This window comes from Streptomyces sp. BK340, from assembly GCF_007827595.1.
GTDB lineage: Bacteria > Actinomycetota > Actinomycetes > Streptomycetales > Streptomycetaceae > Streptomyces.
On sequence record NZ_VISR01000035.1, the window covers coordinates 1 to 21,396 of the forward strand.

Consider the following 21,396-nt stretch of genomic DNA (forward strand, 5'->3'; position numbering starts at 1 on the left):
TCTCCAGACTCGAACGAGGCCTCAGCCGAGACGACGACCTCGCCCGTGCCTACCGTGACTGGATCCAGACCGCTTGACGGCAATAGGAGCTTCAATGCCCCTCGCCGGCGCCGGATCTAACGGATGTACAGGCCCTCCAGGAGCGCGGTCAGATAGCGGCGGGCGGTTGCGATGCGGGATGCGGGATCGCCGTGGACGTTCGCGGCGTAGGCGATTCCGCACATCAGCGGGACCATGTCGTCCGAAGTCAGGTCGGCGCGTACCACCTTGGCGTCGCGGGCCCGTTCGAGCAGCTGCGTGCCGGCCGACCGCAGGGCCTGCTTGAGTTCGGTCGTACGGGGCAGAGCGTCCGTGGTCGCGGCGGTGACCGTGGACAGCGATGCGTCGGTGATCTGCGCTTCGACGGTGCGGGTCAGGAAGCCGGCGAGGGCGCGCCCCGGGTCGTCGTCGGCCAGGGCCCGCTCGCCGTGGGCGGCGAGTCCCTCCAGGCTGGGGGCTGCGACGGTCTCCAGCAGCGCCTCGGCGGTGGGAAAGTGCCGGTAGACGGTGCCCACGCCCATTCCGGCGCGGCGGGCGATGTCGTTGAGCTGCAGTGGCGTGCCCTCGTCGACGAGATCGCGGGCCACGGCGACGATCCGTTCCCAGTTGCGGGCGGCGTCCTTGCGCAGGGGAGCGGTCGTCATACGACAAGTTTAACCGGATAGCTCATCCGGACCAGGCCCGCGGCGCCGGCCTTTCGCTCCCTCAGCCGCCTCCACCGTCACGCAGGGGCCACCGGCGCGAGGTGCTCGCTGAGCCGGCGGACGGCTTCGGCGGTGCGGGGATCCGTTGCCGCCCGGAAGGGAACGACCGGCTGCGCCCGGGGTCCGATGACGACGCCGGTCCGGCCGGCCAGTGAACCGTCGGTCGCGGCGAAGATCGAGGACTTCGCCGCCAGGGACGCCGGACCCGACGTCGAGCGCTCGAACTTGCGCCGGACCAGCGGCCACAGCAGCCGCAGCCCCGGCGAGACGATCTTCGGGTCGGTCATGGTGCCGTTGGTCATGTCGGTAGCGGCGCCGCCCGGGTCCGCCGCGAGGACCGATACGCCCGTACCGTCCAGCCGTCCCGCCAACTCCAGCGTGTGGGCGAGATGGGCGAGCTTGGCACGGCCGTACCAGTGGAAGCCGTAGTAGCCGCCGGGCGGTTCGACGGCGTCGAAGTCGCGCTTCGCCACAGCCACCGCCCCCGAAGTGACGTTCACTATCCGGCTCGGCGCACCGGCTCGCAGTGCGGGCAGAAGGAGTTCGGTCAGCAGATACGGCGAGAGGTGGTTGACGGCAAAGGTCGCCTCGATCCCGTCGATGGAGTCCTGCCGGTCCGCGAACATCGCTCCCACGTTGTTGACCAGCACGGTCAGCGGTCCGTCCGCGGCGATCCGGCCGGCCAGGACGCGGACCGCGTCGAGCGAGGCGAGGTCGGCGGCCAGGAACCGGGCGGAGTGGGCCGGCGCCGTGGCGTTGATCCGTTCGACCGCCCGCGCACCGCGCTCGGCGTTGCGGCCGACCACGGTGACCGCGAGCCCCGCCTCGGCCAGCCCCAAGGCGGTCTCCAGCCCGATTCCCGCCGTCCCTGCCGTGACCACCGCTGTCTGCTTCATGGCGCAACCCGTCCCGCGTAGTGGATGCCTTATCCGGTTGGCACCACCGTAGCAGATCCGGATTACCTATCCGGTTAGGGTGTGAGCAGTGCAGCAGCACACCACGAGGAGGGCCGCGGCGCCGGACGGGCGCCATTCGTCATGCGAGCCATGCGGACTCCTTGTGACGTATGCGTGGCGAGACGTCCGAGTGGCCCGCGACAGCTGACGTGCCCGTGGTGCCGGGTACGGCCGAGTGCCCCAGGTGCCGGTGCACGAAGTGGATGGCCATCGCGCCCTCACCGGCCGCGGAGGCCACCCGCTTCACCGAGCCGCTGCGGACGTCCCCTACCGCGAAGACCCCGGGCAGGCTGGCCTCCAGGGTCATGCACGAGCGCCCGCGGCCGTGCCACACCTCGGGGTAGGCACAGGCTTCCTGGGCCTCCGGCCCGGTGAGGACGAAGCCGCGGGAGTCGAGGGCGACCATGCCGGCGAGCCACTCGGTGTGAGGTTCGGCGCCGGTGAAGACGAACAGGCTCCGTACCGCGAGCCGGCGGTGCCCGCCCGTGCGGTTGTCGACCACGTCGAGTTCCTCCAGCACTTCCTGGCCGATGACCTCGGTGACCTCGGTGTGCAGCATGACCTCCACCCGCGGATGGCGCTCGACCTGGTCGACCAGGTAGCGGGACATGTTGGCCTCAAGGCTGGCTCCTCGGACCAGCAGGTGCACCTTCGGCGCGTACCCGGCGAGGAACAGCACCGCCTGGCCCGCCGAGTTGCCTCCGCCGACGACGGCCACCGGGTCGGTGTGGCACTGCTGGGCCTCGTAGACGGTCGCCGAGTAGTGCACGCTCGTTCCCTCCAGGCGTTCGATGCCGGGCACCTGGAGCCGGCGGTAGCGGGCACCCATGGCCAGGACGACGGCGCGGGCGGCGATCTCGCTGCCGTCGGTGAACGCCACCACGTAGTGGTCCTCGTCCTTGGGATGGAGACCGGTCGCCTCCAGCGGAAGGCTGATCCTGGCTCCGAACTTGTCGGCCTGGAGCACAGCGCGTTCGGTGAGTTCGGCGCCGGAGATGCCGGATGGGAAGCCGAGCAGATTCTCGATGCGGGACGACGTGCCGGCCTGGCCGCCGGTGGCCATCGCCTCCACCACCGTGGTGCTCAGGCCCTCGGAGGCGGCGTACACCGCGGCAGCGAGGCCGGCGGGTCCGGAGCCTACGATGAGGATGTCGCCGCGACGGTTTCCGGCGGGCAGTGACGGCAGGCCGATGAGCCGGGCCAGTTCCGCGTTGCTGGGGTTGCGCAACAAGGTGGTGTCCCGCCAGATGACGAGTGGTGTCTCCGCCGGGCCGACGCCGAAGCGGCGCAGCAGCTCCTCGGCCTCCTCGTCGGTCTCCAGGTCGATCCAGCGGTGCGGCAGCCGGTTGCGGACGGCGAACTCGCGCAGCCGTCTGGTGTCGGGCGAGTAGCGCGAGCCGACGATGCGGAAGCCGGCGCCCTGTCCGACGAGCAGCGCGCGACGGCCCAGACAGGCGCGCAGCACGACGTCCCCGATGGTGGCGTCCTGGGACACCAGGTGGCGCAACTGGTCCAAGGAGACGACGAGGACCTCGCCCGGCTCCCTGGCGACAGCGGTGTAGAAGGCCACTTGTCCGTACACCAGGCCGAGTTCGCCGATGAAGCGACCAGGGCCGTGCACGCGCAGCACGTGCTCCTCGGGAGTGCCGTAGTCCTCGACGACGGCGACGGAACCGCTGAGGACGACGTAGAACGTCTCGCAGCGCTCCCCCTCCCGGATCAGCACGTCGTCCGGAGCCATGCTCCGGCGTTGCCCATGCTCCGCCAGACGTGCTGTCTGGTCCTCCGTGAGCCGCGGATACGCGCCGTAGATGTCCGGGGTCTCCCAGAAGGCGGCCTCGTCGGCTTCCTCCGGCACCGGTTCTTCGCCCGGCAGCGACTGGTCGCCGGACATCAGACGAACGCCTCGTGAACGAAGCACCAGCGCCAGTCCTCGCCGGGCTGGAACGACTGCACGATCGGATGGGCGACGGCGGCTGCGTGCCCGCGCGCGTGCTTGTTCGGCGAGGAGTCGCAGCAGCCGACGTGCCCGCAGGTCAGGCAGAGCCGCAGGTGGACCCATGGGGAGCCGAGCATCAGACACTCCTGACACCCTTCTGGGGTCAGCGGCTGGACCGGCCGGACGAGCGCGAGGTGGGGGTCTGCGTGCAGGGTCATCCGGATCACCCTTTCCGGGCGGTGATCGACTGTTCCACCCACTGGCGCAGGACGGGGGCGGGCGCCGCCCCTGCCTGCCGGGCGACCGTCTCGCCCCGGTCGAGGATCAGCAGTGTCGGTACGGCCTGGACCTCGAAACGCTGCGACAGTCGCGGGTTCTTGTCGACGTCGACCTTGACGAGCTTGATTCGGCCGGCGAGATCGGTGGCGACCTTCTCCAGTGCGGGGCTGACCATGCGGCAGGGGCCGCACCAGGTGGCCCACAGATCGACCACGACGGGGACGTCGGCCCGCTCGGCGACCTCGGTGAAGTCGTCGTCGCCCGCGTCCACCATCCACGGCAGGGGCTGCTTGCAGTGGCCGCACTTGGGGTGGCCGTCCGCGGCCACGGGCACCCGGTTGGTGCGCCCGCAGTGGGGACAACTGACGGTCGTCGCCCGCATCGTGCTCATGCCGCCCGCGCTCCCTTCACGTCCTCGGGCCGGTCGTAGGTGACCACCAGCTCTCCATGTTCGGCGTCGACGCGGACCGTCGCGCCGTCCTGGACGTCACCGCGCAGCAGGGCGCGCCCGACCATCGTCTCGACCTCGTGGGAGATGTAACGCCGCAGCGGCCGGGCCCCGTACACCGGGTCGTAACCCTGGTGGGCGATCACCTCGCGTGCAGCATCGGTGAGTTCGACGGTGATGCGGCGTTCGGCGAGCCGGCGGCGCAGCTCGTCGAACTGCAGCTCCACGATGCGCTCGATCTGCCGCTCACCGAGCGGCTTGAACAGCACGATGTCGTCGACGCGGTTGAGGAACTCCGGGCGGAAGTGCCCGCGCAGCTCGCCCATCACCAGGGCGCGGGCGTCCGGCTTGATCTCACCCTCGGCGGTGGCGCCGTCGAGGAGGTGCTCGGAGCCGATGTTGGACGTCATGATGATCACGGTGTTGCGGAAGTCGACCGTGCGGCCCTGGGAGTCGGTGATGCGGCCGTCGTCGAGGACCTGCAGCAGGGTGTTGAAGACATCGGTGTGCGCCTTCTCGATCTCGTCGAACAGCACGACCGAGTACGGCTTGCGGCGAACGGCCTCGGTGAGCTGGCCGCCTTCCTCGTAGCCGACGTATCCGGGCGGTGCGCCCATGAGCCGGCTGACGGTGTGCCGCTCCTGGTACTCACTCATGTCGAGGCGGACCATGTTCTCCGCGGAGTCGAACAGGGCCGCCGCGAGGGTCTTGGCCAGCTCGGTCTTCCCGACGCCGGTGGGGCCGAGGAAGATGAACGAGCCGATGGGGCGGCGCGGGTCGCGGATGCCGGAGCGGGCGCGGATGACGGCGTCGGCGACGAGTTTGACGGCCTCGTCCTGGCCGATGACGCGCTCGCGCAGGATCTCGTCGAGGCGCAGCAGCTTCTCGCGTTCGCCCTCCTGGAGACGGGCGACGGGGATGCCGGTCCAGGCGGCGACGATCTCGGAGATCTCCTCCTCGGTGACAACCTCCCGCAGCAGCCGGTTCTGCCCTTGTTTGGCGGCCAGCTGCTCCTCCTCGGCCTCAAGCCGGCGCTCCAGGTCCTGGAGGCGGCCGTAGCGGAGTTCGGCGGCTCGGTTGAGGTCGTAGGCGCGTTCGGCCTCCTCGGCTTCGTGGCGGACCTGCTCCAGTTCCTGGCGCAGCTCCTGCACGCGGCGGATGGCCTGCCGTTCGGCCTCCCACTGGGCGTGTTTGGCGTCGGCCTCGCCGCGCAGGTCGGCCAGTTCCTTGCGCAGTTCCTCCAGGCGAGTTTTGCTGGCGGCGTCGGTCTCCTTGGACAGGGCCGCCTCCTCGATCTCCAGGCGGGTGACGCGGCGGGTGATCTCGTCGAGTTCGGCGGGCATCGAGTCGATCTCGGTACGCAGCCGGGCGCACGCCTCGTCGACGAGGTCGATGGCCTTGTCGGGCAGGAACCGGTCGGTGATGTAGCGGTGGCTGAGGGTGGCCGCGGAGACCAGTGCGGTGTCCTGGATCTTCACGCCGTGGAAGACCTCCAGGCGTTCGCGCAGTCCGCGCAGGATGGAGATGGTGTCCTCCACGCTCGGCTCGTCGACCAGCACCTGCTGGAAGCGGCGTTCGAGGGCGGCGTCCTTCTCGATGTGCTTGCGGTACTCGTCGAGGGTGGTGGCGCCGATCATGTGGAGTTCGCCGCGGGCGAGCATCGGCTTGAGCATGTTGCCCGCGTCCATGGCCCCTTCGGCGGCGCCCGCACCTACGACGGTGTGGAGTTCGTCGACGAAGAGCAGGATGCGTCCCTGGGCGGCCTTCACCTCGGACAGCACGGCCTTGAGGCGTTCCTCGAACTCTCCGCGGTACTTGGCGCCGGCGACCAGGGAGCCCATGTCGAGAGCGAACACCGTCTTGTCGCGCAGGCCCTCGGGGACGTCGCCGCGAACAATGCGCTGGGCCAGGCCCTCGACGATGGCGGTCTTGCCGACGCCGGGATCGCCGATGAGGACGGGGTTGTTCTTGGTCTTGCGGCTGAGGATCTGGGTGACGCGGCGGATCTCCGCATCACGGCCGATGACCGGGTCCAGCCGCCCGGACCGAGCCTCGAGGACGAGATCGCGGCCGTACTTCTCCAGAGCCTCATAGGCCACTTCGGGGTTGGCGGAGGTGACGCGCTGGTTGCCGCGGACTTGGGTGAGCGCGCTCAGGAACGAATCCCGGGTCACGCCGTGCTCCTTGAGCAGGCGGCCGGCGGCGGTCGCCGAGCCCTCCTCGGCCAGGGCGAGCAGGAGGTGCTCCACGGACACGTACTCGTCCTTGAGGCGTTTGGCCTCCCGCTCGGCGGCATCGAGCAGGCGGGACAGGCGCTGGGTGACGAAGACCTGGCCGGGTGCCGCGCCGGGACCGGTGACCTTCGGGCGGCGGGAGAGTTCCTCGCGTACGGCCGCGCGCAGTTCCTTCGGCTCGGTGCCGGCCTGTTGCAGCAACCGTGGGATCAGACCGTCCTCCTGATCGAGAAGCGCGAGCAGCAGGTGTTCCCCGTCGACCTCGGTCTGCCCCATGCCGACGGCCGCGCTCTGGGCTTCCTGGAGGGCTTCCTGGGACTTCTGGGTGAGACGGTTCATGTCCATGGGGGTGTTTCACTCCTCGTGCCGGCGCGGCGCAGGGCGGCTTCGAGCATGCTGATGCGGTCGAGCAGGTCGAGCACCAGGCCGATGGATGCGTAGTTGAGGCAGAGTCCGGTGCGCAGCCGCTGGATACGGGCGAGAACCGCCGGGGCCGTGGGGTCGAACACCGGTCGCCCCGCGGAGTCGCGTTCGGCGTCGACCAGGCCGAGGGCGACGAACCGGCGGATCAGATCGGGGTGGAGGCCCGAGCGACGGGCCACGGCGGCCAGGGAGAGCCTGGGGACGGGCACGAGCGCGTACCGGACTGCCGTCGAGGCGGTGATGTCGGCGCCCGTTCGTACCGGACGGGCGCCCACGCCGGCCCGGCCGATGCCTCCCGCTCCCGCGGGTCGGTCGTTCATCGCGTCCTCCTGGGGTCGAACGAGGAAGTGGCGGCGAGCTCCTCGAACAGTTCGCGCTCCCGGTCGCCGAGGGCGGGAGGCACCATGACGCGGAGTTCGGCGTACAGGTCGCCGTTCGCGCCCCTCGGGTTCGGCATGCCCTCGCCACGCAGCCGCAGCCGCCGGCCGCTGGACGAGCCCGCGGGCACCGTGACCTTCGCCGTGCCGCCGCCGGGCGTGGGCACCGGCACGGTCGCACCCAGGGCCGCCTCCCAGGGGGTGACCGGGACCTGGACGTGCACGTCGCGGCCGTCCAGCCGGAACTGGGGGTGGGGCTGGATACGCACCCGCAGGTACAGGTCGCCCGCGGCGGCGTCACCACTGCCCCGGCCACCCTCACCCGCCAGCCGGATGCGCTGCCCGTCGGTGACGCCCGGCGGCACGTCGACCTCGTAACGCCGCGGCTGCCCGGTGGGGCCGGCGAGTGTGACGGTGCGACGGCCGCCTCGGTACGCCTCCTCGACGGTGAGCGGCAGTTCCGCCTCCTGGTCCGCTCCGGGGACGCCGCCTGGGGCGGCGCCGGCTCCGAACATGGAGCCGAGCAGGTCCTCGATGTCGATGCCCTCCGCGCCGAAGCCGTCGCCGAAGCCGGTGGCGTACCGGACGCGCGGACCGCCACCGCCTGCGGCCCTCCGACCGCGGAAGCCGCCGCCCGCTCCCGCCGCGACCCGTTCGTCGAAGTCCTCCGGGATCTTGCGGAAATCCTCGCCGAAGCGGTCGTAGCGGGCCCGGGTCTTGGGATCGGACAGGACGCTGTATGCCTCGTTGAGGTCCTTGAAACGCTCCTCCGCCCCGGGGTCCTTGTTGACGTCCGGGTGGTGCCTGCGGGCGAGTTTGCGATATGCCTGCTGGATCTCGTCCTGGCTCGCGGTCCGCGACACGCCCAGCACCTCGTAGAAGTCCCGTGCCATGACCGTTCACTCCCGCTTCGCGACCGTCACGGCGGCGGGCCTGAGCTGTCGTTCGCCGTCCCCGTAGCCGGGGCGCAGCACCTCGACGACGGTGCCCGGTGGGGCGTCGGGGTCCTGGACGACGCCGACCACCTCGTGCCGGGCCGGGTCGAAGGCGACGCCGGTCTCCGCATGCCGCGGGTAGCCGAGCAGTTCGAGGACGTTCACCGCCTGGTCGCGTACGGCCCGGATACCCTCCACGATCGCGCCCGGATCGGCGCCCGCGTGGGTCAGGGCGAGTTCGAGGTTGTCGAGGACGGGCAGGAAGGCGGCCGCCGTGCGGGACCGCTCGACCGCCCGTTCGCGCTCCAGTTCCCTGGCGTGACGCTTGCGAAGGTTGTCGAGGTCGGCGAGTGCGCGCCGCCAGCGGTCCTCCAGTTCCCGGATCGCGGTCGTGTACTCGTCCTCGGCAGTCGCGGGGCCGGCGGCATCGGGTCCCGGTTCGCCGTTCGCCGCTTCCGGCCGGGTAGGCGGGCCCGGTTGGGGCAAATCCCCGCGCGGAGGGCGTACGGCGCCTTCCGGGACCCGTGCGCCCGGATCCGACGCGGCCCGGGCGGGTTCCTGGGGGTGGCTGGGCATGGCGCGCCTCAGCCCTTGTCGAACTCGGCGTCGATGACATCATCGTCACCGCCACCGCCACTCGTGGGACCGCCGGTGGCTGCGTCCTGGCCGGGGCCGCCGCCCGTTGCGGAGGCGCCCTGATGGGCCGTCAGCCCGGCGAGCACCTGCTGGAGTTCGGAGGTCAGGGGCCGCACGCGCTCCACGCCCGCCTCTTCCTTGACCGCCGCCCGGGCGTCGGACACGAGCATCTCGGCGCGTGCCTTCTCGTGCGCGGGCGCTGCGTCGCCCAGTTCGGCGAGGCGCTTCTCGACCTGGTACGCGACGGCGTCGAGTTCGTTGCGGGCGTCGACGGCCTCGCGGAGTGCCTGGTCCTGGCCCTGGTTGCGCTCGGCCTCCTGGACCATGCGCTCGACCTCACTGCGGTCCAGGTTGGAGCTCTCGCTGATGGTGATGCCCTGTTCCTTGCCGGTGTCCCGGTCGCGGGCCTTGACGTTGAGGATGCCGTTGGCGTCGATGTCGAAGGTGACCTCGACCTGTGGTTCGCCCCGCGGCGCCTGCCGGATGTCGGTGAGCTGGAACCGGCCCAGCACCCGGTTGTCGGCCGCGGACTCGCGCTCGCCCTGCAGCACCACCACGTCGACGGCCGGCTGGTTGTCCTCCGCAGTGGAGAAGGTCTCGCTGCGACGTACCGGGATGGTGGTGTTCCGCTCGACGATCTTCGTCATCACTCCGCCGCGCGTCTCCACGCCCAGCGACAAAGGTGTGACATCGAGCAGCAGGACGTCCTTGACCTCGCCCTTGAGCACCCCGGCCTGGATCGCGGCGCCCAGGGCCACGACCTCGTCGGGGTTGACGCTCATGTTGGGTTCCTTGCCGCCGGTCAGCCGGCGGACCAGGGTCTGGACAGCGGGGATGCGGGTGGAACCGCCGACGAGGATGACCTCGTCGATGTCGCTCTCGCCGACCTTCGCGTCGGCCATCGCCTGCTCCACCGGCCCCAGGCAACGCTCCACCAGGTCGCCGGTGATCTGCTCGAACGTGGACCGCATGATCGAGTCGGTGAGGTGCTTGGGGCCCGAGGCGTCGGCGGTGATGAACGGCAGGCTGACCTGCGTCTGCGTCACCGAACTGAGCTCGGTCTTGGCCTTCTCCGCCGCCTCGAACAGTCGTTGCAGCGCCTGCGGGTCCTTGCGCAGGTCGATGCCGTTCTCCTTCTGGAAGTCGTCCGCGAGGTAGTCCACCAGACGCCGGTCGAAGTCGTCGCCGCCCAGGTGGCTGTCACCGGCGGTGGAGCGCACCTCCACCACGCCGTCGCCGACGTCGAGGATGCTCACGTCGAAGGTGCCGCCGCCCAGGTCGAAGACGAGGACGGTCTCGTGCTCCTTCTTGTCCATGCCGTACGCGAGGGCGGCCGCCGTCGGCTCGTTGATGATCCGCAGCACCTCCAGTCCGGCGATCCGCCCGGCGTCCTTGGTGGCGGTGCGCTGAGCGTCGTTGAAGTAGGCGGGCACCGTGATGACCGCCTCCGTGACCCGCTCCCCCAGCTGCTTGGACGCGTCGTCGGCGAGTTTGCGCAGCACTTGTGCGCTGATCTCCTCAGGCGCGTACAGCTTGTCGCGCACCTTGAAGCGGGCCGCCCCGCCGTCGCCCTCGACGACGTCGTACGCCACCGCCCTGGCCTCGTCGGAGATCTCGTCGAAGTGCCGGCCGATGAACCGCTTGGCCGAGTAGATGGTGCCCTTGGGGTTGAGGATCGCCTGGCGCCGGGCCAGCTGGCCCACCAGACGTTCCCCGGTGTCGGTGAAGGCCACCACGGACGGTGTCGTGCGGTTGCCCTCGCTGTTGGGCACGACGGACGGCTCGCCGCCCTCCCACACGGCGATCACAGAGTTGGTGGTGCCCAGGTCGATGCCCACTGCCTTGGCCATGAGGTGCTCCTCCCGGTGCAGCGCCCGCTTCGACTCTCCGGGTCACGTACGTTCAGGTGGAGGTGGGATCTCCGCCGGTTTCCCACCGGTGCGCACAGAGGGTCTCGAGCACTCCCCAGGGTGACGAACCGGGTGGCTCCACGCCTGCGCCTGGCGAGTCAGGAATGCACGGGTCCGGTCGCCCCACGAGTACGAGAAAGAACCCACACGTCTCGGGTAGCCGGCCCGGCACCGGGTACACGAATGCTGCTCACCTCCGAAGGACGGAGTGATCCCATGGTCGGCAGTCGGGCGTACAGCCTGTACCACCGCTCCTCCGACCGGAAGGGCAGCCTTCCGCGGGGCAACGCCGGGCGGCACCCCACGGCCGCGCCCAGGCTGCCCCGTCTGCCCGCTCGCACCCCGGCCGCCCATGCCCTCCTCGAACTGATCGCGCTCTCCCGCGCCCAGTTCGACGCTCCGGACGAAGGCGAGATCCTGCGCCTGGCCATGGACCACATAGTCGCTGCGGGGCCATACAGCGCCGAGGCCGGATACCTCAAGGTGGGCGGCGACCTGGTACCCAGCCCGTGGAACGGGCGAAGGCATGCCCTGGCCGTGGGCCGGAGGGTGCGGGAGCTGGCCGGGCAGGACGGCAACGTGAGCGTAGCCGGCAGGCCCTGGGGCCGGGCCCTGGGACTACGCGGACCTGGGGCACTCCACGGCTACCTCGTGGTCACGTCCCGCTCCCGGCCCACCGAGGCCGAGCGATACCTGCTCGCCATGCTCGTCCGGCACACCGCTGCTGCACTGTCACTCGCCTTCGCACACCACCGCCAACGCGAGGACGCGCTGGAGCTGCACCGGCTGCGGGAGGAACGCACAGCCCTCCAGCGGAAGCTGATCTCTGTGGTGGCTGAGCTGGGCTACGAGCGAGCCGTTCACGCTCTCATGGCCGACGTCGCTGCCTCGGGTGGCGGCGAGGAAGCTGTCACCCGCGCACTGCACGGGCTCACTGGACTTCCCGCGCTGCTCGAGGACCGCTTCGGTCGGCTGAGGTCCTGGACCGGTCCCGACCGCCCCGTCCCCTATCCCGAACCGGACCCCGTGCGCCAGGACGAAATGCTGCACGCCGTCGCCCGTCAGGCCGGGCCGGTGCGGATAAGGGACCGGCTGATCACCCTGATCCGCACGCACGGCGAGATCCTGGGCGTGCTGGCGCTGGTCGATGCCCGGGACGAGGCCGACGAGCACACCGTACTCGCGCTTGGACACGCCGCCGCGTCGCTCGCCCTGGAGCTGACGCATCTGCGCAACCTGGCCGAAGTGGAGCTGAGGCTGCACCGCGAGCTGGCCGACGACCTCCTGGCAGGGACGGACGAGCCGAGTGCCTACGCCCGGTCCGAGGCAGTCGGACACGACCTGCACGGCAGCCACTACGTCGTCGTGGTGCAGTGGTCGAACCGGACCGCCGACGATTCCTTCGCGCAGACCGTGAGTCGGGCGGCCGTTGCGGTGGGCATGCGCTCGCTGCTGACCCGCCGCTCCGACCACGTCGTCCTCATCACTGGCGACAGGCCGCACGCCCGCGCGTTGTACGAGGCGCTCGCCCGGGAGACCGGAACACGGTCCGGGACGATCGGGGTGAGCGCCCTTTGCGACGCCGTGGACGACATCCCCCACCACTACCAGGAGGCGCAGCGCGCCCTGGACGTGCGCCGCCACTCCCGCGAGCGTTACGGCACGACATTCTTCGACGAGCTCGGCCTCTACCGCATCCTGGGACCCGGCAACGACTACCGGGAACTGGAGACGTTCGTCCACGAGTGGCTCGGGCAGCTCATCGACTACGACTCCCGGCACCACGCGTCCATGGTGGAAACCCTGTCCCGGTACTTCGACTGCGGCGGCAACTACGACGAGACCGCCGACTCCCTCGCGATCCACCGCAGCACGCTGCGCTATCGCCTCCAGCGCATCCGCGACATCAGCGGCTACGACCTGGCGAACGTCGAGGACCGGCTGAACCTCCAGGTGGCGACCCGAGTGTGGAAGATCGTGCTGGGCGGACCCGGCTGACGCCTCACTGGAACTTTTGCGGAGCGGTGTCAGTATGCAGTTGGGCGGGCTGCCCTGCCACAGCGCTGCCGTGGGTGGGGGGCCCTTCCTCGGATTGATCCAGCGAGGTCGCGTCGCGCCAGAAGAATGGGGGCCTTGATTCATCACCGCATCGTTATGGTCGGCGGGGCCTTCGGCACCAGCCTCGAAGGGGCCGAGAAGGTGTCCGACGCCGCCTGTGGACGACGGCAGCGGGAGCGTCAGCGGATGCTGCGGCAGATGTCGCGGCCAGCACGAGGCGAACGCAGGGGCCGGACACCGCCGACGGATGACGTCCGGGCCGCGGCCCGGGCGTCACAGGGCGATGACGTGGAGGTCGACCAGGTCGAGCAGCGCCCGCAGAGCCGAGCTGGGCCGCCGAGTCGACGACGTGCCGAGGTGCATGCTCCAGCGGAGCACGGTGTCGTCGACGTCCAGGACGTGCAGGCCGGGGGTGCTGGCAACGGCGAACGCGGGCAGGAAGGCGATGCCCAGACCGTGCCGGACCAGCGCCGCCCCCATGTCGATGTCGGGCACTTCCAGTGCCACCCGGCGTACGACGCCCTCTGCCGCGAACGCCCGGTCGACCACCTCGCGGTTGCCGTAGCCCGGCGGGAAGTCCACGAAGGGCTCCCCCGCGAGGTCCGCAAGTGCCACCTTTCCGCGCTGCGCGAGCGGATGGGCGGCGCTCACCACCAGGACGAGCGGCACGGTGGCCAGCTCCCGTGCGTCGATCCCGGCGGGCTTGCGTTCGGGCAGCGACAGGAAGGCCACGTCCAGGTCCCCGCTGAGCAGCGCGTGCGCCAGTCCCGCCGAGCCGGCCGTCGCCAGCCGCAGCCGGACGTCGATCGCCGGGTGCCGCGCGTGCAGCTGCCCGAGGAGCGCAGGCAGGTCCACCACTTCGACCGAAGCCATGGCGCCCACGTTCACCGTGCCGCGCAGCGTGTCCTGTGCGGCGCGCACGGCGTCCTGGGCGGCCTGGGCGGCGTGCAGGGTGGCCCGAGCCTCCGGCAGCAGCGCGGCGCCCGCCCCGGTGAGCCGGACCTGCTGCGACGTGCGCTCGAACAGCGCGCAGCCGAGCTCGCGCTCCAGGGAGCGGATCGCGGCGGACACCCCTGACTGCACCACGTGCAGCCGACGGGCGGCACGCGTGAAACTCAGCTCCTCGGCGACCGCGATGAAGTGCTCCAGCTGACGTAGCTCCACACCAGAAGTATCACTCGCATTGCTGGAGCCCAGCAAAAACATTCGTTGGCACTGATTCGGGCTGGTGAGGAGGATGGAAAGCGTCATCCGCTTCCGCCCGAGGAGGGGTACCCCTGCCTGCCGTTCCGACGCCGCTGAGCCGTCCCACAGCCGACGCTCCCGACGACCCGACCCACCGGATCCCAGTACCCGCTCCCGCCGACCTGCCGCCCCGCGCCCCCGCCCGGCGCCGTGCCTCGCACACGACCGGCTTCTGGTTCGTGTCGGTGGCCTTCACCGTACTGATGGCGTTCGGCACCGCGCCGACCCCGCTGTGGCCGCTGTACGAGGCCCGGGACCACTTCGGCGCGACCACGGTCACGGTGGCGTACGCCTCGATGGTCGTGGGCGCAGCGGCCGCCTTCCTGGGGCTGGGACACCTGTCGGACCGGCTCGGCCGACGGCGCGTCATCGTCCCGGCGCTGCTGGTCGGCATCGTCGCGTCGGTCGTACTGATCGCGTGGCGGGACCTGCCCGGGCTGATCGCGGGCAGGGTCCTGAACGGTGTCGGACTGGGGCTGATGGCCTCGACCGCGACGACGTACCTGCACGACCTCCACCACGAGGCCCGTCCGCAACGGACGGGTTCGGTGCTGCCCGGCATCGTGGCCACCGCCGCCAACCTCGGCGGACTGGCCTCAGGGCCCCTGGTCGCCGGAGCCGCCGCCGAGTGGCTTCCCACGCCCCTGATCACCGCCCAGGCGATCTTCACCCTCGCCATGGCAGTGTGCCTGGCGCTGGTGCTGTGCACCCCGGAGACCGTGGACCTGGAGTTGCCCGCGGCTCAACCGCCCAGCAGGTTCGTCCTGCGTCCCGGCGGCCGGCGGGCGTTCGGCGCGGCCGGCGCGCTGGGCGCCTTCGCCTTCGCCATCCTCGGCCTGATCTCCTCCCTCGGGGCGAGCGTGCTCCACGGCACCCTGCACACCGACTCGCACCTCGTGGTCGGTCTGGCGGCGTTCCTCATGTTCGGCTCCGCGGCGGCCGCCCAGCTGGTACTGGGCCGCCTCCCACTGCCCCGGCTCCTGACCGTGGGGGCAGTGGTCTTTCCGGTCGGCCTGGTCCTGTGCGCCGTCGCCCTCTACCACCCGGCGCTCTGGCTCTACCTGGTCGCCGTGTCCCTGTCGGGAGCCGGCTCCGGGCTGCTGTTCAAGGGAGGAGTCGAACGTGCCGGTTCAGTGGCCGAGCCCGCCTCACGCGCGGGGGTCCTCGCCGTGTTCTTCGTCGTCGCGTACCTGGGAATGGGCCTGCCGTCCGTCCTGTTCAGCATCGCCCTGCGGCACTTCGCCGTGCAGACCGCGATGATCGGCTTCGCGACGGTCCTCTCCTGCGGCGCCGTTGTGTCGGTGGTCGTCGCGTTGCGGGATCGCGCACCCGGTCCCGGCGAGCTCTCGGCGCAGTCCGCTGGCCCCTCCTGACCTCCCTGCGGCGCATGCGACACGGCTGTCTGGGAGGCGCGGACCTGGGCACCCGGTGCGCGTGCGCGTGACACGGATCCGCGGCGGACGGGAGGCCGAGATGTCTGCGGAATCAGCCAGAACGATCGCGCTCCCCTCCGGTGAGGAGATCGCGGCGCTCGGGCAGGGCACCTGGTACCTGGGCGAGGACCCGGCCCGGCGTGAACAGGAGATCGCCGCGCTGCGGCTGGGCCTGGACCTGGGCATGACCGTCGTCGACACGGCGGAGATGTACGGCGACGGCGCAGCCGAGGAACTCGTCGGGGAGGCCCTCCGGGGGCGCCGGGAGGAGGTCTTCCTCGTCAGCAAGGTGCTGCCCGGCCACGCCGACCGGAAGGGCACCGTCGCCGCCTGCGAGGGCAGCCTGCGGCGGCTCCGTACGGTACGGCTGGACCTGTACCTGCTGCACTGGCGGGGACGGTGGCCACTCGAGGAGACCCTTGCGGGATTCACCGACCTGATGGAGGCGGGGAAGATCCGTTACTGGGGCGTGAGCAATCTGGACGTCGCCGACATGGTTGAGCTGACCGCCCTCCCCGCCGGCGACGCCGTGGCTGTCGACCAGGTGTTGTACAACCTCTCCCGGCGCGGCATCGAGTGGGATCTTCTCCCCTGGTGCCGTGAGGCCGGGGCGGCGGTCATGGCCTACTCCCCGATCGAGCAGGGGCGGCTCCTGAAGGTCGAGGCTTTGGGTGCCGTGGCCCGGGCCCTCGGAGCCACGCCGGCCCAGGTGGCACTCGCCTGGGTGCTGGAACAACAGGGGGTGGCCGCGATCCCGCGTTCCGGATCACCCGACCACGTTCGGGAGAACCGCGGCGCGGTGGACCTCCACCTTCCTACCGAGGCCCTCGACGCTCTCGACGAGGCGTTCCCGCCGCCCAGCGGGCCCACGCCCCTGGAGATGCTCTGAGGGCGTTGGCAGGATGGCGCGCCCCGCTCAGCCCGACCCCTGCACCGGGCCCGGCCCTGTCCCCATCTCGGCGCGGGGTGCCCTCATGCGGGTGCCCCAATACAGTCCCGCTTCCCCGAGTTGGTCGTGTCGTCCGGTCAGCAATTCTCGTTCGAGGCGTTGCAACGCCGTGCAGCCTCCTGCGGACGGCCGGCCAAAGGATGCCCGCGCACTTCATGCTGCTCTGCCAGGGGAAGAGGGGGTGGCCTTTTTCGGCCTGGGATGCGGAGGCACTCAGCAGGGGGCTCTGCGAATCTCGACCGGGTAACAGCCGATGGCGGCGCGGGCGGGCGGGAACGACGCCGTCCGTTCCCGGTGAGGAGGCGAGAGGCATGACCGTGATGGGTGTGTCGAAGTTCGAGAGGTTCTTCCGCGCCGCCGCAGGCCTCGACGTGGACAAGAACGATCTGAAGCGGTACGGCGACTTCGTCGACGCCAAGTTCTACGACCTCCTGGTCGTCGGCCAGGCGTCGGCCAAGGCCAACGGGAGGGATACCGTCGAACCGTGGGACCTACCGATCACCAAGGGCCTCCAGGAGAGCATCCACCGGTTCCGGCGGCTCGACGAGGAGGTCGACCTGAAGCCGATCCTGGAACAGCTCGCCGCGCACCCACCCCTCGACAGGACACCCACCCAGGAGACCGAAGAGCGCTACCCCGAGATCATCGGCGGTCTCAGCGTCGCCCTCGCCGAGACGTTCAAAATCATGTATCCGGATGTCAAGAACCCGCAGACCAGCCACTGGGAGGGCGTGACCGCGGTGTTCGACCGGCTGCTGTAGCAGTCGCCCCCCGTTGCATGCCGGCGGACTGAACTGGCATGCCGGACGGGGGCGGAAGGTGGAGACCGGGAACCTTCACCAAGGCTCGGGGCGCGCCGCAGACGCTCGGGGATTCGCGTATCGCGGTTTCAGCGCGGCTGGTCGCCTGGCCAGGAAAATCACACCCCCTTGCCTTCACGTGACGGCCCCTGAGGGGAAGTCATGAAAGCTGCCAGCCCTTCGACGCCCGCGACGACGGCTGGACGAAGGTCGTCCTCACTGGGACAGCAGCTCTCACCGACCGCGCGCAGACATGGGCTCAGGGCGCCTTCGGCGGACAGGCCCTGCCGGGTGTCCCGACCGATCGCGTCCTGCAACCAGTGACTCGTAAAGGGAACCGCACCATGACACAGGAACTCCAGGGGATGCGGGTGGGGATTCTGGCCACCGACGGCGTCGAGCGCGTGGAACTCGACCAGCCGCGCGGTGCGCTGCAGGGGGCAGGGGCGAAGACCGAGATCGTCTCGCTCCACCCAGGCGAGATCCAGGCCCGCCAGTTCGACCTCAACGCGGCCGGAACCTTCCCGGTGGACCGCCTGGTCGCCGACGCCTCCGTCGACGACTACCAGGCACTGCTCCTGCCCGGCGGCACCGTGAACCTCGACCAGCTGCGCATGGACCGCGACGCGGTGCGGTTCGTCAAGGACTTCATGGCCAGCGGGAAACCGGTCGCGGCGATCTGCCACGGCCCGTGGACCCTGGCGGAAGCCGGCGCCGTGCGCGGCCGCCGCCTGACGTCCTGGCCCAGCATTCGCACCGACCTGCGAAATGCCGGCGCGGAGGTCGTCGACCAGGAGGTGGTCGTCGACCGGCAGTTGGTCACCAGCCGCAGCCCGGCCGACCTGCCCGCCTTCTGCGCCGCCGTCGTGGAACAGTTCGCCCGGGCGCATCACCACCCCATGCCCGGCTGACCCGGCGGAACGGGCCCGGACGGGGCGCCTCGCGAGCGACATCCGCCACAAGCTGGAACGCGGCATGGCGACGCGCGCGACCCTGCGCCCCGGACCCGGCTGACCGGTGCTCAGCCCCTCGCGCTGTCGTCAGGAGCGCGCGAGCCGGGCCGCGAGATAGGGCGCGGTGGCGCTGCGGCGGGCCCTCGCCACCTTGGCCGGCGGGCCCGCCGCGACCACCCGCCCGCCCGCGTCGCCGCCGCCCGGACCGAGGTCGATGACCCAGTCGGCGGTGGCGATCGTGGCCAGGTCGTGCTCGACGAGGACGACCGTGTTGCCGGCGTCGACGAGCCGGTGCAGCTGTCGCAGCAGGAGCGCGATGTCCGAGGGGTGCAGCCCCGCCGTCGGCTCGTCGAGCAGGTAGAGCGCGTGCCCGCGGCGGGCTCGCTGCAGTTCGGTGGCAAGTTTGATGCGTTGCGCCTCACCGCCGCTGAGTTCCGTCGCGGGCTGGCCCAGCCGCAGGTACCCCAGTCCCACCTCGCGCAACGTCTCCAGACTGCGGGAGGCGGCCGGGACGGCGGACAGGAACTTGGCGGCGGCGTCGACGGACAGCGCCAGTACTTCCGCGATGTTCTTGCCGTGGTAGGTGACTTCCAGCGTTTCGGCGTTGTACCGGGCGCCTTCGCAGGTCGGACACGGCGCGTAGGTGCCGGGCAGGAACAGCAGTTCCACCGCGACGAATCCTTCGCCCTGGCAGGTCTCGCACCGCCCTTCGGGCACGTTGAAGGAGAACCGCCCGGCCGAGTAGCCGCGCGCCCCGGCTTCGTCCGTCGCCGCGTACAGCTTGCGCACCGCGTCGAACATCCCGGTGTACGTGGCCAGGTTGGACCGGGGAGTCCGGCCGATGGGCCGTTGGTCGACCAGGACCAGCCGGTCGAACGACTCGACCCCCGACGCGTCCTGGACGTCGACCTCCAGCTGCGCCTCGTCGGGTTCCTCGGGTACGAGTCCGAGGTGGCCGCGGACGACCTCGGCGAACACCTGCGTCACCAGCGTCGACTTCCCGGAACCGGACACGCCCGTCACCGCCGTCAGTACGCAGAGGGGTACGTCGACGGACACGTCGTGCAGGTTGTGGCGGGAGACGCCGCGCAGGTGCAGCCACCCGTGCGGCGTACGCGGGCTGTGATCGAGCGGCTGGGCGCGCCCGAACAGGTACTGGCTCGTGGCCGACTCCCCGACCTGCTCAAGACCTGCGACCGGGCCGCTGTAGAGCACGCGTCCGCCGCCCTCGCCCGCACCGGGGCCGATGTCGACCACCCAGTCCGCCCGCCGTACGACGTCCATGTCGTGCTCCACGACGAACAGCGAGTTGCCCGCCGCCTTGAGGCGGTCCAGCACGTCCAGCAGCGGTTCCGCGTCAGCCGGGTGCAGGCCCGCGGAGGGTTCGTCCAGGACGTAGACGACGCCGAACAGCCCCGAGCGCAGCTGGGTGGCGATCCGCAGGCGCTGCGCCTCGCCGGGCGACAGGGTCGTCGAGCGGCGCCCGAGGCTGAGATATCCGAGGCCCAGGTCGAGCAGTACGTCGAGCCGCGCGACCAGATCGCCGCAGATCCGGACCGCGACCTCGGTCGTCTCCCCGGATCGGGCGGTCGACGTGGTGGCATCGGCCTCGGACCGCCCCGCGACGGGCCGCAGCAGCGCCACGACCTCGATGAGCGGCATCGCGTTGATCTCGGCGATGGAACGTCCGGCGAAGGTCACGGCGAGCGCCTCGGGCCGCAGTCCGCTGCCGTGGCACTCGGGGCAGGGCACACTCCTGACGAACCGGAGCGCCCGTTCGCGCATCTTCTCGCTCTTGGAGTCGGCGAGGACGTGCATGACGTGCTTGCGGGCGCTCCAGAACTTGCCCTGGTAGCCGTAGTCGACGCGGTCCTCCTCCGGCTCGATGTACACGGAGGGCTGCTCGTCCGTGTACAGCAGCCAGTCCCGGTCCTTCTTCCTGAGCCTGCGCCACGGTCGGTCGATGTCGATCCCCAGGCCGTTCACGACACTGCGCAGATTGGCGCCCTGCCAGGCGCCCGGCCAGGCGGCGATCGCCCCCTCGCGGATGCTCAGCGAGGGGTCCGGGACGAGCAGGTCCTCGGCGACGTCGTGCACGACGCCCAGTCCGTGGCACTCCGGACAGGCGCCGGCCGCGGTGTTGGGTGAGAACGACTCGGCTTCCAGCCGTGCGGCCCCGGGCGGATAGGTGCCGGCGCGGGAGTACAGCATGCGCAGCAAATTGGACAGCGTGGTGATGGTGCCGACCGTCGAGCGCGAGCTGGGCGACCCGCGTCGCTGCTGCAGGGCCACGGCCGGTGGCAGTCCGGTGATTTCCTGCACGTGCGGTGCGCCGACCTGTTGCAACAGCCTTCGGGCGTACGGTGCTACGGACTCGAAGTAGCGCCGCTGGGCCTCCGCGTAGAGCGTGCCGAACGCGAGCGAGGACTTGCCCGAACCGGAGACGCCGGTGAAGGCGACCATCGCGTCCCGCGGAACGTCGACATCGATGTTCCGCAGGTTGTTCTCACCGGCGCCCCGGACATGCACGAAGGGGTCGGTGGCGTCCTTGTTCACCGTTCCTGATTACCTGATCGCGCCGGGAACCGCGCGACGGGCTCCGTCACCGGGCCCCGCTCACACGAGCGCCCGGAGAAATCCGGGTATGAGACGCTCCCAGGGAACATTCGAGGGTGCTTCACCGTTGATCCGTATGTGGGCGTGAAGGGAACTGTGTCCCCGTGCCTCACCCTTTGCCCATGAGGACGATCGTTCGGCTGAAGCCTTATGGAGCCCCCGCCGCGAGGCGACCGCCCTTCGCGCCCACCTCGATCGGCCCCGGCTGGGGATCCCCCGAACCAGTCGGGGCCTTCGCCTGCACCGCGTCGCGGAGCGGCCCCACGTAGAGGTGACCGGCAAGACGTCGCTGCTGACGAGGCCGAACGTGGCGGTGGCGAACACGCCGGCCAGCGCTCGGAAGAGGTCCCGTGGGCAGCAGCCCGGGCCGGTTGACGCGGGCCATCCCACTCAAAGTGCCTGTTTGCGATCCTCGGAGCGCGTATGAGAGGTGCTTCCCTCGTCGGTTTCGGACCACGTGGC

17 protein-coding genes are annotated in these 21,396 nt (G+C 70.7%); 5 read left to right on the forward strand and 12 right to left on the reverse strand.

Features of this window, described 5'->3' with window-relative positions:
- Nucleotides 1-116: 116 nt before the first annotated feature.
- From FB157_RS40630 to dnaK, 10 genes are all read right to left on the reverse strand, one after another.
- On the reverse strand, nucleotides 117-683 hold the full coding sequence (locus tag FB157_RS40630) for a TetR/AcrR family transcriptional regulator (protein WP_145885916.1): 567 nt from the start codon (nucleotides 681-683) through the stop codon (nucleotides 117-119).
- A gap of 77 nt (nucleotides 684-760) precedes the next feature.
- Entirely contained in the window at nucleotides 761-1,639 is an 879-nt protein-coding gene (locus tag FB157_RS40635) for an SDR family NAD(P)-dependent oxidoreductase (protein ID WP_145885917.1), read from the reverse strand.
- Between the two features lie 139 nt (nucleotides 1,640-1,778).
- Complete coding sequence (locus tag FB157_RS40640; RefSeq protein WP_145885919.1) at nucleotides 1,779-3,593, reverse strand: FAD-dependent oxidoreductase; 1,815 nt, start codon at nucleotides 3,591-3,593, stop codon at nucleotides 1,779-1,781.
- Nucleotides 3,593-3,856, reverse strand: a complete 264-nt coding sequence (locus FB157_RS40645; RefSeq protein WP_145885921.1) for a UBP-type zinc finger domain-containing protein — start codon at nucleotides 3,854-3,856, stop codon at nucleotides 3,593-3,595. Before FB157_RS40645 ends, FB157_RS40640 begins: the two co-directional genes overlap by 1 nt.
- Nucleotides 3,857-3,861: 5 nt before the next feature.
- On the reverse strand, nucleotides 3,862-4,308 hold the full coding sequence (trxA, locus tag FB157_RS40650; protein ID WP_145885923.1) for a thioredoxin: 447 nt from the start codon (nucleotides 4,306-4,308) through the stop codon (nucleotides 3,862-3,864).
- Entirely contained in the window at nucleotides 4,305-6,944 is a 2,640-nt protein-coding gene (gene clpB, locus FB157_RS40655) for an ATP-dependent chaperone ClpB (RefSeq protein ID WP_145885925.1), read from the reverse strand. Before clpB ends, trxA begins: the two co-directional genes overlap by 4 nt.
- Nucleotides 6,935-7,342 carry a chaperone modulator CbpM gene (locus FB157_RS40660; RefSeq protein WP_145885926.1) on the reverse strand — a complete coding sequence of 136 codons (408 nt, stop codon included), beginning with the start codon at nucleotides 7,340-7,342 and terminating at the stop codon, nucleotides 6,935-6,937. The genes clpB and FB157_RS40660 overlap by 10 nt, the downstream gene beginning before the upstream one ends.
- Complete coding sequence (locus FB157_RS40665) at nucleotides 7,339-8,292, reverse strand: DnaJ C-terminal domain-containing protein (RefSeq protein ID WP_145885927.1); 954 nt, start codon at nucleotides 8,290-8,292, stop codon at nucleotides 7,339-7,341. Before FB157_RS40665 ends, FB157_RS40660 begins: the two co-directional genes overlap by 4 nt.
- A gap of 6 nt (nucleotides 8,293-8,298) precedes the next feature.
- Nucleotides 8,299-8,910: a nucleotide exchange factor GrpE gene (gene grpE / locus FB157_RS40670; protein ID WP_145885928.1), complete on the reverse strand. Its 612-nt coding sequence runs from the start codon at nucleotides 8,908-8,910 to the stop codon at nucleotides 8,299-8,301.
- Nucleotides 8,911-8,918: 8 nt separating this feature from the next.
- Nucleotides 8,919-10,820 (reverse strand): molecular chaperone DnaK, encoded by a 1,902-nt coding sequence (gene dnaK / locus FB157_RS40675; RefSeq protein ID WP_145885929.1) that lies wholly within the window; start codon nucleotides 10,818-10,820, stop codon nucleotides 8,919-8,921.
- Between the two features lie 276 nt (nucleotides 10,821-11,096).
- Here dnaK and FB157_RS40680 point away from each other — a divergent pair, with 276 nt between their 5' ends.
- Complete coding sequence (locus tag FB157_RS40680; protein WP_186581908.1) at nucleotides 11,097-12,878, forward strand: CdaR family transcriptional regulator; 1,782 nt, start codon at nucleotides 11,097-11,099, stop codon at nucleotides 12,876-12,878.
- 333 nt (nucleotides 12,879-13,211) lie between these two features.
- Here the strand turns inward: FB157_RS40680 and FB157_RS40685 are convergent, their stop codons facing one another.
- Nucleotides 13,212-14,102: a LysR family transcriptional regulator gene (locus tag FB157_RS40685; RefSeq protein WP_145885930.1), complete on the reverse strand. Its 891-nt coding sequence runs from the start codon at nucleotides 14,100-14,102 to the stop codon at nucleotides 13,212-13,214.
- A 266-nt stretch (nucleotides 14,103-14,368) separates the two neighbouring features.
- Here FB157_RS40685 and FB157_RS40690 point away from each other — a divergent pair, with 266 nt between their 5' ends.
- From FB157_RS40690 to FB157_RS40705, 4 genes are all read left to right on the forward strand, one after another.
- Nucleotides 14,369-15,556 carry an MFS transporter gene (locus tag FB157_RS40690; RefSeq protein WP_261386856.1) on the forward strand — a complete coding sequence of 396 codons (1,188 nt, stop codon included), beginning with the start codon at nucleotides 14,369-14,371 and terminating at the stop codon, nucleotides 15,554-15,556.
- A gap of 100 nt (nucleotides 15,557-15,656) precedes the next feature.
- Nucleotides 15,657-16,505: an aldo/keto reductase gene (locus FB157_RS40695; protein WP_145885932.1), complete on the forward strand. Its 849-nt coding sequence runs from the start codon at nucleotides 15,657-15,659 to the stop codon at nucleotides 16,503-16,505.
- Nucleotides 16,506-16,876: 371 nt separating this feature from the next.
- The gene (locus FB157_RS40700; RefSeq protein ID WP_145885933.1) at nucleotides 16,877-17,326 is read left to right on the forward strand and encodes a DUF1931 family protein; all 450 of its coding nucleotides are present in this window, start codon (nucleotides 16,877-16,879) and stop codon (nucleotides 17,324-17,326) included.
- Between the two features lie 383 nt (nucleotides 17,327-17,709).
- On the forward strand, nucleotides 17,710-18,276 hold the full coding sequence (locus FB157_RS40705) for a type 1 glutamine amidotransferase domain-containing protein (RefSeq protein WP_145885934.1): 567 nt from the start codon (nucleotides 17,710-17,712) through the stop codon (nucleotides 18,274-18,276).
- A 129-nt stretch (nucleotides 18,277-18,405) separates the two neighbouring features.
- Here the strand turns inward: FB157_RS40705 and uvrA are convergent, their stop codons facing one another.
- Nucleotides 18,406-20,874 (reverse strand): excinuclease ABC subunit UvrA, encoded by a 2,469-nt coding sequence (gene uvrA, locus FB157_RS40710; RefSeq protein WP_145885935.1) that lies wholly within the window; start codon nucleotides 20,872-20,874, stop codon nucleotides 18,406-18,408.
- Nucleotides 20,875-21,396: the final 522 nt, after the last annotated feature.